Source organism: Variovorax humicola (genome assembly GCF_037889915.1).
GTDB classification, from domain to species: domain Bacteria; phylum Pseudomonadota; class Gammaproteobacteria; order Burkholderiales; family Burkholderiaceae_C; genus Variovorax; species Variovorax humicola.
The window spans coordinates 1-13,979 of record NZ_JBBKZV010000033.1; the positions used below are offsets into that span (position 1 = coordinate 1).

Here is a 13,979-nt window from a genome sequence, read left to right on the forward strand (position 1 = left end):
CGGCACTGCGTGTCCTCACTGCCCCCCGAGGGGGTGCAAGCTTGCTTGGGGCGGCCCGGCGCGGCGCTCCGAGGCCCCCACGTTCGGCACTGCGTGTCCTCACTGCCCCCCAAGGGGGCGCAAGCTTGCTTGGGGCGGCCCGGCGCGGCGCTCATGGCCCGGTCCGCACCGCCAGCGACACGGTGAAGATGCCCCACTCGTCCACCCGCTGCGTGATCTTGCGAAAGCCCGCGGCCTCGACGAGCTGGTCCATCTCGGCCTGCGTACGGCGTCGCATCACCCAGGCCTCGCCCTGGCGATGGCTGGTGAGCGCACGCGCGATCATCTCGAGCTGCGGATGCCATGGCTGGCCGGTGTAGACGAGGTAGCCACCGTCTTCCACCGCATCGCCGACGCCCGCCAGCGAGCGGCTCACCATCTCGTTGTCGGGGAACAGTTCGTACAGACCCGAGACCACGGCGAGCGTCGGGCGCGGGCTGACCGCCGCCAGGCTCATGCGGTCGAACGCATCGGCCTGCACGAACCGGGCGATGTCCTGGAGTTCTTTTTCGGCAATGAGGACGCGGCCGTCGCGCACGTTGATGTCGCTGTAGTCGCGCAGCAGGATCGACGCGACCTTGATCGGGCTCGCCACGACGGCATCGAGCACATAGCGGCCATGCCCGGCGGCGATGTCCATGAGGCGCACGTCGCGATGCTTGTCGGCCAGCCGCTCCATGGCTTCGCGCAGCAGTTCCTCGACGTGGATCTTGCGTTGGCGAATGCCGCGCCAGCCGATGGAGTCGAGGTACGTTTTGTCGATGGACCGCCCGAACGGGCCCTTGCCTTGCGGCGTATTGCGGTAGACATAGTCCAGCGTGCTGCCGGAATCGAAGCCAGTCTTGTGACCGAGCGCGACGCCGCTGGACAGCATGCCGCCCAAGCGCAGGCCGGCGCGCGTCATGGCCCAGTAGGCACCGCGCGGCGACATCGGCGACAAAGGTTCTGCCAGCGCGCGCGATTCGTCGGCGGTTTCGCCGCGCAAGTGGGCGTCGTGCAGGTCGACGCGCATCAGGGGCTGGTCGAACAGTTGCAGCACGAAGGCCCGGATGGCGGCTACGGCCGGTGCGCGGTCCTTCTCGCCGAGCGTGTCATGGAAGAAGCCGGGCAGTTCCATCTTGGTCTTGGTGGCGCTGCCGAGCCGCTTGAAGAACTCATGCTGCGGCTTGTGGTGCACCACCCAGTCGGCGCCGGAAATCAGCAACTGCACCGGCTGCGTGATCGCATTGGCATCGGCCACCACACGGTCGGCGGCTTCATACAAGCCGAGCAGGATGTTCACCGCGATGGGCCTTGCGATCAGCGGGTCGTTGTTGTAGCTGGCGATGCGTTCCGGGTCGTGCGTCAGGAACTTGGCCTTGACGTAGCTGTTGACGAAGAACAGGCCGCGCAGCTTGTGCATCAGGCTCAGTCCGGCGCGCGCGAAGGGCACGTACAGCTTCACCTTGAACGCCGGCGAGGCCAGTGTCAGGCCGCGCACCTTCGGCGCATAGTCATGCGCCCAGGTGGCCACCAGCACGGCGCCGACGCTTTGCGCGATCACGTGGATGTCTTCGGGCGGTACGCCGTGCGCCTTGCCGATGTGGTCGATGAAGGTTTGCACGTCGCGCACCGAGGTGGCGAAGCTCGGGCTGTAGCCGCGCTGGCCCGGTGATTTGCCGTGGCCTCGTGCGTCCCAGGCGTAGAAGTCGAAATCGGGCAGGTCGAGTTCATCGACCAGGTGCGCCATGCGCGCGCCGTGCTCATGGCCACGGTGGAACAGCACGATGGCGCCGCGACGCGTCGCACTGGTGGCGGGCCAGCGACGGTAGAAGAGCGAGACACCGTCGTGTGTGAGGAAGTGCTGCTCTAGCGCAGCGCGTGGGGTGGTCATGTGGTCGTCAATTCGAGGGCTGCACCCGCACAAGACGCGCGAGGAGGCGGAATTCTCATGGATTCTCTTGCGGTGCCTGGGCCTCGGCCAGCGCACGTCGAACGCGATTGACGATCGTCCACGCAACGCCTGCCGCAAGCAAGGGAATCAGCCACGAAACGGGTTGCGGCCTCGGCCATCCGAGCGCCACGTACAGGCCCAGCGCGCCGAAGACAAACGCCCGGTCGCTCTTGCCCATCGGGCCGTCGTAGCGGCGCGAGGCGCCCACGGTCGGGCCAAGGGCGCCGGCGAATTCGCTCAGGCCGGCGAGCACGATCACCGTGCCGACCCAGAACGGGCTGAACGGGGCGACGAGCGCAAAGGGCAGGTACAGCGCCGCATCGGACAGCACATCGGTCAACTCGTTGAGGAAGGCGCCGAGCCTGCTTTGCTGGAGGTGTTCGCGAGCCAGCATGCCGTCGATGGCATTGAAGGCCATGCGAATCAGCATCCACGCCGGCACCAGCGCGAAAGCGGCCGCGGCGGGCTGCGCGAAAAAGAGCCAGAGCCCCAGCGCCAGCGAGATCGCGCAGGCGATCAGCGTGACCTGGTTGGCCGTTGCGCCCGATGCATGCAGTCGCACCACCAGTGGGCGCAGCAAGGCCTGAAATCGCGGTTTCAGTTGATAAATCGACACGCAGCCAGCCCATCCTCTCCCTTGATTGGAGCGGCATTCTGCCAGTTGGTCATCTGGCTAAACTGCCGTACCCGCCCTATGCATTATGACCATCCAGACCGATGACTTCGCCCCGGCCCCGCAACGCGTGGTCTCCGCCGCCCCGGCTTCGCCGAACGAAGAGGCGATCGAGCGGGCGCTGCGGCCCAAGCTGCTGCAGGAGTATGTCGGCCAGGCCAAGGTGCGCGAGCAGCTCGAGATCTTCATCGGCGCGGCGCGCAAGCGCGAGGAGGCGCTCGACCACGTGCTGCTGTTCGGCCCGCCCGGATTGGGCAAGACCACGCTGAGCCACATCATCGCCGCCGAACTTGGCGTCAACCTGCGCCAGACCTCCGGGCCGGTGCTGGAGAAACCCAAGGACCTGGCCGCGTTGCTGACCAACCTCGAGCGCAACGACGTGCTCTTCATCGACGAGATCCACCGCCTGAGCCCGGTGGTCGAGGAAATCCTCTACCCCGCGCTGGAGGACTACCAGATCGACATCATGATCGGCGAAGGGCCGGCCGCGCGCAGCATCAAGCTTGACCTGCAGCCCTTCACGCTGGTCGGCGCCACCACGCGCGCCGGCATGCTGACCAATCCGCTGCGCGACCGCTTCGGGATCGTGGCGCGGCTGGAGTTCTACACGGCGGAAGAACTGGCCCACATCGTGCGGCGCAGCGCTGGCCTGCTGAAGGTGGCGATGGACGAGGCCGGCGGATTCGAGATTGCACGCCGATCGCGCGGCACGCCGCGCATCGCCAACCGGCTGCTGCGGCGCGTGCGCGACTATGCCGAAGTCAAGGGCGACGGGCGCATCACCGAAGCCATTGCCCACAAGGCGCTGGCGATGCTCGACGTCGACCCGCAGGGCTTCGACCTGATGGACCGCAAGCTGCTCGAAGCCGTCATCCACCGCTTCGACGGCGGCCCGGTCGGCCTGGACAACGTGGCGGCCAGCATCGGCGAGGAGCGCGAGACCATCGAGGACGTGATCGAGCCCTACCTGATCCAGCAGGGCTACCTGCAGCGTACGCCGCGCGGGCGCATTGCCACGCTGGCGGCGTACCGGCACCTGGGCGTGGCGCCGCCTTCGCGCGATGGGGACATGTTCGCAGCCTGAGTCCATGCACACCCTCACGACCTCGGCGCCTGGCGCCATGACCACGACTTCGCCGACGACAACGTGCGCGCCGAGCGCAGCACGCGGCTGGTGATGTGGATCACCGCCGTGGCGATGGCACTCGAGATAGGTGCGGGAGGGTGGTTCAATTCGATGGCCCTGCTGGCCGACGGCTGGCACATGAACTCGCATGCGGTGGCGATCGGGCTCAGCACCTTCGCGTATGCCGCCGCACGCCGCTACGCGCACGATCCGCGCTTCGCCTTCGGCACCTGGAAGATCGAGGTGCTCGGCGGCTTCGCCAGCGCGCTGTTCCTGCTGGGGGTGGCCGTGCTGATGGTGGTCGGCTCGATCGAGCGGCTCTGGTCGCCGGCGCCGATCCACTACCGCGAGGCGATCATCGTCGGCGTGCTGGGGCTGGTCGTGAACCTCGTGTGTGCGCGCTTGCTGGGCACGGCGCACCACCACGACCACGATCACTCTCACAAGCATGGCCATGACCACTCTCATGCCCACGGCGAGGACCTGAATCCCAAGTCGGCCTACCTGCATGTGCTGGCGGATGCCGCCACCTCGGTGCTGGCGATCATCGCGCTGGCCGGCGGCTGGCTCCATGGCTGGGCCTGGCTCGATCCTTTGATGGGCATCGCCGGCGCGGTTCTGGTGGCGCTCTGGGCCAAGGGACTCCTCCTGGAAACCGGCCGCGTGCTGCTCGACCGCGAGATGGACCATCCGGTGGTCGACGACATCCGCGACGGCATCGAGCAGACGCTGGCCGCGTCCGAGACCCGCGTGGCCGACCTGCACGTCTGGCGTGTCGGCCGCGGCGCCTATGCCTGCGCCGTCGCAGTGGTCACGCACTCGCCGACCTTGAACGCCGACGAGGTGCGCGCCTGCTTCTCGAAGCACGAGGAGATCCGGCACTCCACGGTGGAAATCCAGCGCTGCAGCGCTGAGGCGCTGCTTTCCGCGCCAGGGTCGTAGCCGCTGAGTTGCCTCAGCGCCGCGCCACCCAGTAGATGGCGCCTTCGGGGCCGTACACCTCGGCGTGCGGCGTTCCCGCTGCAAGGTTGAAACGGCCGCCGGGCCGCAGGTGCTCGGTTGACCCGCCCACGGTGAGCCACATCTCGCCTTGCACCACCAGCGCGGCTGCTTCGAAGGGATGGGTGTGTTCGGCCACTACCTGGCCCGGCTCCCATCGACGCTCGAGCACCTCCTGGAAGCCCCGTGCCAGGGCGTCGGCGCGAAAGGTCGTGAAGTCGGGCAGTGTCATGGCGTCTGGTCTGGCTTGCGGCGTGGGGAACGCGTAGTGTTCATGATTCCCGTCTCGTCGTGGTCAATACCCACGACTCCATCGATAGGAACGCGCAGGCCACCCCCCGGGACGGGCCCTCCGCCGCGGCAGGCCAGGACGGCCGGCCATACCACCGGCGGCCATGCATGCCGCACGATCAGCATCTGCGCGGCGTAGTAGGTCGCCAGCACCCACAGCGAGGCCAGCGGCAGCGGCATGACGAAGCGGTTGGTGGCCAGCAGCGCGTCGCTGAGCATGAAGAAGCAGGCGCCTGCCGCAACCCAGCGCGATGACGCGTCGCCCCGGACCGCCGCGCGGCCCAGCGCCTGTGCCGCCATGCAGGCGATGACGACCACATAGAGCCCGACCGGCACGCGCAGCGCAGCGGGCAGCCCGCCGAACCACAGCATCGCGTACATCGCCGCTCCCACGCCCAGCGTGGCGGCGAGTGCGCCGCGCCGGGGAAGCAAGCCCACGCCGATGCGTAACAGCGCGATGTAGGCCAGGTGCGCGAGCAGGAAGCACACCAGCCCCGGCACGAACAGCCCCGGCCACATCAGCAGCACGTCCCCGGCGAGCGATGCGCCGAGGCCCGCCAGCAGCAGCGTGTCGAAGCGGCCGATCGCACCGGCGCGGCGCGCGCGAACCACCGCGACGCCGATCAACAGCAGCAGCGCCAGCGGCTTGCAGACGAAGTGCAGGCTGGCTGGGCCGAGCGCGCCGCTCGCCGCCGCCAGCGCTGCGGCTTCGATGAACAGCACTTCGGCGATCGACAACCGCCCCTGCAAGGCGCCGCCGATGGCCCAGAGTGCGGCCGTCAATGCGGCCAGCCAGACGCCGCTCTGTGCGAGTGGCAGCGCGTCGGCGTACCAGAGGAAAGTTGCCACGCCGCCGAGCAGCACCCCGAACTGGACACCGGCAAACCACTGCACGCGGCTCGAAACCGGCGGCTCGTAGCGCTTGACCTGCGCGATGTCGAAGGCTGGTTTCGGGAAGCGTGCCGCCACGTCGGCCGGCCGCCAGCCCGGCGGCTTGAGCCACACGCGCAACTTGTCGGTCCAACTGCGCGCGTGCCACGAATCCTTTGCCAGCACCCAGTACACCTCGGCATTGGCCCACAGCGGATCCCAGCTTTGCAGCGGACTGCGCGTGCCGTAGACACAGGGCTCGCCTTCTTCCTTGAAGCTCCCGAATATCCTGTCCCACACGATCAGGATGCCGCCGTAGTTGCGGTCCAGGTAGCCGTCGTTCACGGCATGGTGGACGCGGTGGTTCGACGGCGAGCAGAACCAGCGGTCGAACCAGCCGAGCTTGCCGACCTGCTCGGTGTGCACCCAGAACTGGTAGAGCAGGTCGACCAGCGCCACCACCCCGAACACCAGCGGCGGCACGCCGGCCACCGCCATCGGCAGGTAGAAGATCCAGCCCAGCAGCGCGCCGCTCGAGGTCTGCCGCAACGCGGTCGAGAGGTTGTAGTGCTGGCTCTGGTGGTGCACCACATGCGCCGCCCAGAGCACGGCCGACTCGTGGCCCATGCGGTGCAGCCAGTAGTAGCAGAAGTCGTAGAACACCAGCGCCAGCAGCCAGCCGTACCACTGCGTCCAGAAGTCGGTGTCGGGAAACAAGGCCACGGCCGAGTAGACGGCCGTGTAGATGCCGATGCGCAGCAGCCCGGTCAGCACGGTGGTGATCTGGCTCAGCATGCCCAGGCCGATGCTGTTGACCGCATCGGCCAGCCGGTAGGTGTCGTGTCCGGTACCGCGGCGTGCGCGCACGCGGCCCACGGCGAACTCGATCGCAATCAGCAGGAAGAAAACAGGAGTCGCGAGAACAATGATCTGGCCGGGTCGCATAGTCCGCCATTGTCGTGTTTGCCTGGGGGCGACGGTCACGTGGGTGTCACTCCATTGCCATGGCGGCGTCATGCCGTCCTGCGAGCCTATGCATCCATGCAAAGAGAAGACGCATTCCTGCGCGCATGGCGCGACACGGCCGGCCCCGACATCGATCCGGCAACGCGACCGCGCGGGCGTTACCGCTCCCTGTGGATATCGGACCTGCACCTCGGCACACCCGGGTGCCAGGCCCGCGCGCTGCTCGACTTCCTCAAGCACACCGAATGCGACACGCTGTTCCTGGTCGGCGACATCATCGACGGCTGGCAACTGCGCCGCCACTGGTACTGGCCGCAGGCGCACAACGACGTGGTGCAGAAGCTGTTGCGCAAGGCGCGCAACGGCACTCGCGTGATCTTCATACCTGGCAACCATGACGAGTTCGCGCGCAAGTACCTCAACCACAACTTCGGCGGCATCGAGGTTGCCGAAGAATGGATCCACGAAACCGCCGATGGCCGCAAGCTCTGGATCATCCACGGCGACCTGTTCGATGGCGTGATCCAATGTGCCAAATGGCTGGCCCACGTCGGCGACTCGCTCTACGAATTCACGCTCAAGCTCAACCGCCACCTGAACTCGTTGCGCGCACGCATGGGGCTGCCGTACTGGTCGCTATCGAACTACCTCAAGCAGAAGGTCAAGCGCGCGGTCAGCTACGTCGGCGACTTCGAGATGGCAGTGGCGCGAGAGGCCCGCAAGCGCGGCGTGCAGGGCGTAGTCTGCGGGCATATCCATCATGCGGAGATGCGCGACATCGACGGCATCCTGTACTGCAACGATGGCGACTGGGTCGAGAGCCTGACGGCGCTGGCAGAGCGGGCGGACGGCACGCTCGAAATCATCCACTGGGCGGAACACATGCCCGCCCTCACGCAGGTGCCCCCGAGGGCGCGGCGTCGGAGCACCGAGGTGGCTTGAGAAGCCGCCAGGCAAGTCGGCGCAAGGGCCGATGCGGTCACTGAATCCTGTTTCGGATGACCATCTGCTTGCCGTTCATCGTGATCTCGAAGTGGGACAGAAAGCTCTGACCGAGCAAGACATCGTCCCCCAGGCCGATGGTGCCGACCGCGACTGCGACACCATCCGGCACGCCAAGAGATCCGGCCATCACGTTGACGCCCTGCACCACCCGGCTGTCCCGCACCCCATTCGCGGTGCGAAACTGGACAGCCGCGCCTCCCAGCAGATTGGCCCGGCGCGCGAGTTCGTCCGAAATGCCGACGAAGGTCGCGCCGGTGTCGACGAGGAAAACCGCTGGCTGGCCGTTGACGGTGCCCCGCACGCGAAAGTGTCCGTCGTCATCGACCGGAACCGTCACCTCTGAAAGCTTCATCGAAGTCGAGCCCCCGAGCTTGCCCAGGCCGGTGTCCTTGCATCCCCTCTGCCGGGCGATGTTCACATCGTTGATGAATTCGGAGCCGCACCGCCAGATCCGATCCTGAGCGGATGCTGCGCCTGCGCACAGCAGCGCGATGACCAAAGGCAAATACTTCATGGTTCTTCTTTTGTGGCTGTCCACCGAATGCTGCTTGAATGGAGCGGCCAGCCCGCCTTGGCCGGCTGCGGTGAGTGTGTCGAACCCTGCGAGCGCGACGTCCCCTCCTGTTGCAACATTTTAATGCTGTCTGAAACATGTAATTACATTTCTTGGGTCGTGCGGTGTGACGAAAGCCCGGCCTGAGCGAGGTTCGTCGCCTATCGCGCGATGGTGTCGAACAGAACTGACCATCGCTGGCCGTCGTCGCGCCATTGCTCCGAGGCAGAATGCAATCACCAGATTACGCACTGGCTTGGGCGGGTCAGCGGCTCAGCTCAATCAAGGGAGTTTTCGTGTATGTGCCAAGAGACCATGCGCTGCCTGACATCAATGAAGCGCATGCATTGATAGAGACCTATCCATTGGGTGGCTGGGTCGCACCCAGCGAAGGCGGGCTCGTCGCCAATCACATTCCCTTTCTGCTGGACAGGTCGCGCGGCGAATTCGGGACGCTCGTCGGTCACGTCTCGCGGGTCAATCCGGTGTGGAGGCAACTCCCGGATTCCGAGCCGTCGGTCGTCATGTTTCAAGGCCCGCAGTCGTACGTCACGCCGGGGTGGTACCCGAGCAAGCTCGAGCACGGCAAAGTGGTCCCGACCTGGAACTACGCCGTTGCCCACGCGCACGGCGTTGCTCGGGCCGTCGACGACCGGGATTGGCTGTACGAGATGCTGGTCCGTCTTACGGCGGTCAATGAATCTACGCGGCCATCGCCCTGGAAGGTGACGGACGCGCCAGCGGATTACGTAAATAAGTTGATTCGTGCCGTGGTGGGCATCGAGATCCCGGTTGATCGTCTCGTCGGCAAAGTGAAGGCCAGCCAGGATGAAGCCCTGCAGGACAGGTTGGGTACCGTCACCAGGCTCGTTGCCGAGGGAAGCGATAACGCTTCAAGAATGGCCTCCCTCGTGAACAAGGCAATTGGTCGATGCGAGGGTGCCTGACAGGGTCGTACAACGTCCAGCGCTCACGCACGGACGGCGCAACAGGTCTTGCACGATGAGACGAACGCACGCGGACCAATCGAGCAAGCGCGCATGAAAAAGCCCCGAGTACTTGATTTCCTTGGGGCTTATGAACGTCAGCGATTTCTCGCGAGGCACTGTGGGTGCTATTCGCGGATTCGAACAGCGGACCTGTCGAAGCATGGATCCTCGAACAGGCAAACGTGCCGTTCAAGCCTGAGTCCGGCGGCGCGCGCCTGCAGGTTGTCGGTTGATCGAAAAAGCGTCAGTCTCTATCGTTCCAGGCGCGGCGGTCCTCGCGGTGCTCATGTTCGCGACGATCCCAATCTCGGCGCTCCCAATGGCGACCACCACCCCAGCCGGCACGATAGACCCGTCGTTCTTCATCGCGATACCGCGGCTCGTAGTAAACGGGGGCGGGAGCGTAGGCAACGGGCGGTGCAGGGCGGTAGTACACGGGCGCGGGTCGATACGCCGGAGCAGGCTGGTACACGGGCGCAGGACGCGAGTACACGGGCGCGGGCTGGTAGTAGACGGGCGCCGGGTCGGCCACGCCGACTTCCACACCGGGCAGGGAGATGCCAACGGACCAGTTGGCGCCGGCGCTTGCGGCAGCGGCACCCGTGAGTGCTGCGACGGCTACGACCCCGACAGCTGCCAACTTGACCAATACCGAGTGACTTGCGTGCATTTGAAATTTCCTATGCGAAGGCAACTGCTGCCTCGTGTCCATCAAACGCCGTTGCTGAGAACGGGGTGCACGCAGCGATTGCAAAGTTGGCGTAAACGCAGGGCGACGGTGGCATGTGAATTGAAGGAACCGGAGCTGGCGAGTCGGTCGCGGCAGTGCAGGAGCTGGCGCCAGGCGGCCGCGAAGATCAGGGGTAGAACCAACTTTCACGTCTTGATTTACGCCGCAAAAGAAAAAGCCTGCTACCAAATTGATAGCAGGCTTTCCTTATGTAGTCTGGTGGCTCTTCACGGATTCGAACCGCGGACCTGTGGATTATGATTCCATCGCTCTAACCGACTGAGCTAAAGAGCCGAGCCATAAATTATAGCCCGACTCGCAACTGTTCTCCAGTTACAAGTGTCCTTAACCCCGACCGGTGCCGCCGCCCGTAGAAGCCCGGGTGAAAATCGCTTCATGTCTCCGGTTTCCCCCGACAGTTCTGACAACCAGCCCGACGAGGGCCCTGTGCCGGACGACCAGTTGATGCTTGCCTACGCCGGCGGCGACAAGGCCGCGTTCGATGCGCTCTACACCCGCCACGAGAGCGGGCTGTACCGCTTCGTGCGGCGCCTGCTCGGCGTGCGCCTGTCGTCGGAGGTCGACGAGGTGTTCCAGGAAACCTGGGAGCGGATCGTCAAGGCGCGGGCGAGCTTCTCGCCGGAGCGGGCCAGCTGGCGGACCTGGGCCTTCACCATCGCGCACAACCTGGCCATGGACCGCCTGCGCCTGAGCGGGCGCGAGGTGTCGTTCTATGCGCACGACGAAGATGGCGATGGCCTGGAGGCGGGCGTTCTGTTCAGCCGCGGCCTGCTCCGTGCCGGCGCCGCGCAACAGCCGTCGACCGAAGAAGTCGCCTTTTGGCGTGCCGCAGGTCGCCGCCTGCTGGCCTGCCTCGACGAACTCCCGGATGAACAGCGCGCGGCCTTCCTGCTGCAGCAAGAGGAAGGCTTCACCATCGAAGCGATGTCCCTGAGCCTGGACGTCGGCTTCGAGACCGTGCGCAGCCGGCTGCGCTACGGCCTGCAGAAATTGCGCATCTGCATGGAACGCTACCTGTCGGCATTGGAACGCGTGTCATGAACGACGAACACGCCTTGCTCGAGGACGACGACCTGCCCGATCCGGCGTTGCGCCGCGCGCTGGAAAACGCGCCGGACCATGCTGCCGTGCCCAATTTCCACCTTCGCAAGACGATTCGGCAGATGGCACACCGCGCCGTGGGCCCGAGCGATGCGGAGCTGACCGAATTGCTGGACCGGTCGTGGTGGCGTCAACTGCTCGGCCTGGGTGCGCCCAAGAAATCGCGCACGCCGTGGCGCGCGGCCTTCGCGACTGTGCTGGTCGGCGTATTCGTGACTGTGTTGTGGCAACGACAACCGGTGCCGGGCCCGCAACTCGACAGCCAGGCGCCAGGGAAGTCGGCGACATCTGCGCCCACCGCACCCACCGCACCCACCGCACCCGCCGCACCCGCCGCACCATCCGCCAAGGACGCGGCATCCGCGCCAGCCAGTGCTGCGGGCGCTACTGCCGCAAACGAAAGCGCGCCGCAAATCGCGCTACCACCGACCGTGCCAGCGGCTCGGGAACTGCCACCGGCGCCACCCGAGGCTCCCACTGCACTGCCGCAGCCGACGGCGCGCGACATCGCGATCCAGGCTGCGCTGAGGAAGGCCCAGGAAGCCGAGCGGGAGGCACGAGAAGTTGCCAGCAAAGCCGTGCCGATTCCAGGTATGGGTGTTGCGCGTGCTCCGAATCCCGCAGGGGTCGCACCGCCGGCTGCTGCATCCCGGCGCGCGGACGAACGCGCGCCTGCATCCGCCTCAGCTGCCACGGCGGATCGCCGGAGTGCGCGCGCACGCGACGAGTTGGCCGCGGCTGAACCGCCGCCCATGGCAGCACCCGCTCCCGCCCCGATGATGGCCGCGCCCCAAAAGGCTGCCAATGCCACCGCCGGCGCGACTCCATCGTCGCCGGTGCGCACCGATGCAAGCGAGCCGCCGACTTTTGCGGCGCTCGGCCAATGGACGCGCATGACAGTGATCGGGCCGAACGGCCAGAGCCGGACCTATTCGCGCTCGGAAGCGACCGACCTCGGCACGTTGGTCGGGTCCGCCGCGCTCGCTGCCGTGGGACCGCAGCCCTTGCGCAACAAGGTGGAATGGCGGGTCATGCTCGAACGCAACGGCAAGCCGCTGGCGCAGTTCGAGTTGGCGCGCGGCGAGGTGCGCTGGCGCGAAGGCGGATCGACGCCCGCCACGGGCCAGCCGCCGGAAGGCGCGCTCGATGGATTGCGGGAGGCGCTTCGGGATGCCGTGGCCCCGTTGCCCGCCGCGTCGAATCAACCCGCGCCCGCCCAACCGGCCGTGCCGCCTGCCGAGGCACCGCCGCCTGCCGAACCCCAGGCGCCTCAAGGCCACGCCACCCCGCTGCGGCGGCCGTAGCAGCAGCGAGCGCGAACTCAGAGGTGCGTGAACACGGGCTCGCGCTTGTTCACGAATGCGTCCATGCCTTCCTTCTGATCGGCGGTTGCGAACAACGAATGGAACAGCCGGCGCTCGAACATCACGCCGTCGCTGAGCCCACCTTCGAAGGCGCGGTTCACCGACTCCTTGGCCGCCATCACCGCGATGCGCGAGAAGCCGGAAATCACCAGCGCTGCGCCAAGTGCCTCGTCGGCCAGCTTGTCGAACGGCACCACGCGGCTGACCAGTCCCGCGCGTTCGGCCTCGGCCGCGTCCATCATGCGGGCGGTCAGCGCCATGTCCATCGCCTTGCTCTTGCCGACCGCGCGCGGCAGGCGCTGCGTGCCGCCGGCACCGGGAATCACGCCGATCTTGATCTCGGGCTGGCCGAACTTCGCGTTGTCCGCCGCGATGATGAAGTCGCACATCATCGCCAGCTCGCAGCCGCCGCCGAGTGCAAAGCCGCTCACCGCCGCAATGACGGGCTTGCGGATCGAGCGGACGGTTTCCCAATTGCGCGTGATGTAGTCGCCCTTGTAGACGTCGGCAAAGCTGTAGTTGGCCATCGCGCGGATGTCGGCGCCGGCGGCAAATGCGCGTTCGCTGCCGGTCAGGATGATGCAGCCGATGGATTCGTCGGCATCGAAGGCCTTGAGTGCGGTGCCCAGCTCGGTCATCAACGCATCGTTCAGCGCGTTGAGCGCCTTCGGCCGGTTCAGCGTGATGATGCCGACCGTGCCGGCCTCGGTGCGGACTTCGATGTTTTCGTAGCTCATGGCTATCTCCGTTGAAGTGGGGAATGGAAGGATGGGGAAATCGGGGGTCGAACGACTATAGCGAGACGAGGCCGCCGGCCCGGTGCACACTCGGCGCCTGCAAAGGGTGTCCACGATGAGCTTCATGCCAGCTGTTCTGTTGTTTCTTCACTTGGCGTCGGCCGCTTTCTGGGTGGGCGGCATGGCGGTGATGCACTTTGCCGTGCGCCCCGCAGCAGTGGCCCTGCTGGAGCCGCCGCTGCGCCTGCCCCTCATGGGCGCGGCGCTGGGCCGCTTCTTCGTGGGGGTGAACGTGGCGATCGTGTTGTTGCTGCTGAGCGGGTTCGCGATGATCGCCATTTCAGGTGGCATGGGTGCGATGCGCTGGAACGTGCATGCGATGCTCACCGTTGGCCTCGTCATGATGGCCGTCTACGGCCACATCCGGTTTGGTGTCTATCCGAAGCTGAAGCGCGCGATCACCGCCAGGGAGTGGCCCGTCGCGGCCGGGCGGCTCAACCTGATTCGCAAGCTCGTCGCGCTGAACCTCTCGTTCGGCGTGCTGGTGTTCGCGCTGGCCGCGCTCGGTCGCGCGATTTGAGC

At 66.4% G+C, this 13,979-nt stretch carries 13 protein-coding genes, 1 tRNA gene and 1 pseudogene; 7 read left to right on the forward strand and 8 right to left on the reverse strand.

Annotation, left to right across the window (positions count from 1 at the left end):
* Window positions 1–151 precede the first annotated feature (151 nt).
* Both WKW80_RS30805 and WKW80_RS30810 read right to left on the reverse strand, forming a co-directional pair.
* Window positions 152–1,912 (reverse strand): bifunctional alpha/beta hydrolase/class I SAM-dependent methyltransferase, encoded by a 1,761-nt coding sequence (locus WKW80_RS30805; protein ID WP_340367400.1) that lies wholly within the window; start codon window positions 1,910–1,912, stop codon window positions 152–154.
* 55 nt (window positions 1,913–1,967) lie between these two features.
* The gene (locus tag WKW80_RS30810; RefSeq protein WP_340367401.1) at window positions 1,968–2,588 is read right to left on the reverse strand and encodes a CDP-alcohol phosphatidyltransferase family protein; all 621 of its coding nucleotides are present in this window, start codon (window positions 2,586–2,588) and stop codon (window positions 1,968–1,970) included.
* 85 nt (window positions 2,589–2,673) lie between these two features.
* On the opposite strand from WKW80_RS30810, the gene ruvB reads away from it, so the two are divergent.
* Together ruvB and dmeF are read left to right on the forward strand one after the other, a co-directional pair.
* On the forward strand, window positions 2,674–3,729 hold the full coding sequence (ruvB, locus tag WKW80_RS30815; RefSeq protein WP_340367402.1) for a Holliday junction branch migration DNA helicase RuvB: 1,056 nt from the start codon (window positions 2,674–2,676) through the stop codon (window positions 3,727–3,729).
* A gap of 9 nt (window positions 3,730–3,738) precedes the next feature.
* Window positions 3,739–4,713: pseudogene (gene dmeF, locus WKW80_RS30820) on the forward strand (CDF family Co(II)/Ni(II) efflux transporter DmeF); the annotation flags it as partial.
* Between the two features lie 13 nt (window positions 4,714–4,726).
* On the opposite strand, the gene WKW80_RS30825 reads toward dmeF, so the two are convergent.
* Both WKW80_RS30825 and WKW80_RS30830 read right to left on the reverse strand, forming a co-directional pair.
* Complete coding sequence (locus WKW80_RS30825) at window positions 4,727–5,002, reverse strand: cupin domain-containing protein (RefSeq protein WP_340367403.1); 276 nt, start codon at window positions 5,000–5,002, stop codon at window positions 4,727–4,729.
* Window positions 4,999–6,876, reverse strand: coding sequence for a lysoplasmalogenase family protein (locus tag WKW80_RS30830; protein WP_340367404.1), 1,878 nt, complete (start codon window positions 6,874–6,876; stop codon window positions 4,999–5,001). Before WKW80_RS30830 ends, WKW80_RS30825 begins: the two co-directional genes overlap by 4 nt.
* 96 nt (window positions 6,877–6,972) lie before the next feature.
* On the opposite strand from WKW80_RS30830, the gene WKW80_RS30835 reads away from it, so the two are divergent.
* Window positions 6,973–7,839: a UDP-2,3-diacylglucosamine diphosphatase gene (locus tag WKW80_RS30835; RefSeq protein ID WP_340367405.1), complete on the forward strand. Its 867-nt coding sequence runs from the start codon at window positions 6,973–6,975 to the stop codon at window positions 7,837–7,839.
* A gap of 37 nt (window positions 7,840–7,876) precedes the next feature.
* On the opposite strand, the gene WKW80_RS30840 is transcribed toward WKW80_RS30835, so the two are convergent.
* On the reverse strand, window positions 7,877–8,440 hold the full coding sequence (locus WKW80_RS30840; protein WP_340367406.1) for a retropepsin-like aspartic protease family protein: 564 nt from the start codon (window positions 8,438–8,440) through the stop codon (window positions 7,877–7,879).
* A gap of 245 nt (window positions 8,441–8,685) precedes the next feature.
* On the opposite strand from WKW80_RS30840, the gene WKW80_RS30845 reads away from it, so the two are divergent.
* On the forward strand, window positions 8,686–9,402 hold the full coding sequence (locus tag WKW80_RS30845; protein ID WP_340367407.1) for an FMN-binding negative transcriptional regulator: 717 nt from the start codon (window positions 8,686–8,688) through the stop codon (window positions 9,400–9,402).
* Between the two features lie 286 nt (window positions 9,403–9,688).
* On the opposite strand, the gene WKW80_RS30850 is transcribed toward WKW80_RS30845, so the two are convergent.
* Window positions 9,689–10,114: a hypothetical protein gene (locus WKW80_RS30850; protein WP_340367408.1), complete on the reverse strand. Its 426-nt coding sequence runs from the start codon at window positions 10,112–10,114 to the stop codon at window positions 9,689–9,691.
* A gap of 277 nt (window positions 10,115–10,391) precedes the next feature.
* Window positions 10,392–10,468: transfer RNA gene (locus WKW80_RS30855), tRNA-Met, on the reverse strand.
* 102 nt (window positions 10,469–10,570) lie between these two features.
* Here WKW80_RS30855 and WKW80_RS30860 point away from each other — a divergent pair.
* The gene (locus WKW80_RS30860; RefSeq protein ID WP_340367409.1) at window positions 10,571–11,236 is read left to right on the forward strand and encodes a sigma-70 family RNA polymerase sigma factor; all 666 of its coding nucleotides are present in this window, start codon (window positions 10,571–10,573) and stop codon (window positions 11,234–11,236) included.
* A complete protein-coding gene (locus WKW80_RS30865) occupies window positions 11,233–12,600 on the forward strand; it encodes a hypothetical protein (RefSeq protein ID WP_340367410.1) in 1,368 nt (455 codons plus the stop codon). Before WKW80_RS30860 ends, WKW80_RS30865 begins: the two co-directional genes overlap by 4 nt.
* A 17-nt stretch (window positions 12,601–12,617) precedes the next feature.
* Here WKW80_RS30865 and WKW80_RS30870 read toward each other — a convergent pair whose 3' ends face one another.
* Window positions 12,618–13,397, reverse strand: a complete 780-nt coding sequence (locus tag WKW80_RS30870) for an enoyl-CoA hydratase (RefSeq protein WP_340367411.1) — start codon at window positions 13,395–13,397, stop codon at window positions 12,618–12,620.
* A 124-nt stretch (window positions 13,398–13,521) separates the two neighbouring features.
* On the opposite strand from WKW80_RS30870, the gene WKW80_RS30875 reads away from it, so the two are divergent.
* On the forward strand, window positions 13,522–13,977 hold the full coding sequence (locus tag WKW80_RS30875; protein WP_340367413.1) for a CopD family protein: 456 nt from the start codon (window positions 13,522–13,524) through the stop codon (window positions 13,975–13,977).
* Window positions 13,978–13,979 lie beyond the last annotated feature (2 nt).

Coding starts and splice junctions, on each gene's coding strand:
- WKW80_RS30845 (WP_340367407.1), top strand. CDS start 8,686: ATGCAATCACCAGATTACGCACTGGCTTGGGCGGGTCAGCGGCTCAGC.
- WKW80_RS30870 (WP_340367411.1), bottom strand. CDS start 13,397: ATGAGCTACGAAAACATCGAAGTCCGCACCGAGGCCGGCACGGTCGGC.
- WKW80_RS30860 (WP_340367409.1), top strand. CDS start 10,571: ATGTCTCCGGTTTCCCCCGACAGTTCTGACAACCAGCCCGACGAGGGC.
- WKW80_RS30865 (WP_340367410.1), top strand. CDS start 11,233: ATGAACGACGAACACGCCTTGCTCGAGGACGACGACCTGCCCGATCCG.
- WKW80_RS30835 (WP_340367405.1), top strand. CDS start 6,973: ATGCAAAGAGAAGACGCATTCCTGCGCGCATGGCGCGACACGGCCGGC.
- WKW80_RS30830 (WP_340367404.1), bottom strand. CDS start 6,876: ATGCGACCCGGCCAGATCATTGTTCTCGCGACTCCTGTTTTCTTCCTG.
- WKW80_RS30825 (WP_340367403.1), bottom strand. CDS start 5,002: ATGACACTGCCCGACTTCACGACCTTTCGCGCCGACGCCCTGGCACGG.
- WKW80_RS30805 (WP_340367400.1), bottom strand. CDS start 1,912: ATGACCACCCCACGCGCTGCGCTAGAGCAGCACTTCCTCACACACGAC.
- WKW80_RS30875 (WP_340367413.1), top strand. CDS start 13,522: ATGCCAGCTGTTCTGTTGTTTCTTCACTTGGCGTCGGCCGCTTTCTGG.
- ruvB (WP_340367402.1), top strand. CDS start 2,674: ATGACCATCCAGACCGATGACTTCGCCCCGGCCCCGCAACGCGTGGTC.
- WKW80_RS30850 (WP_340367408.1), bottom strand. CDS start 10,114: ATGCACGCAAGTCACTCGGTATTGGTCAAGTTGGCAGCTGTCGGGGTC.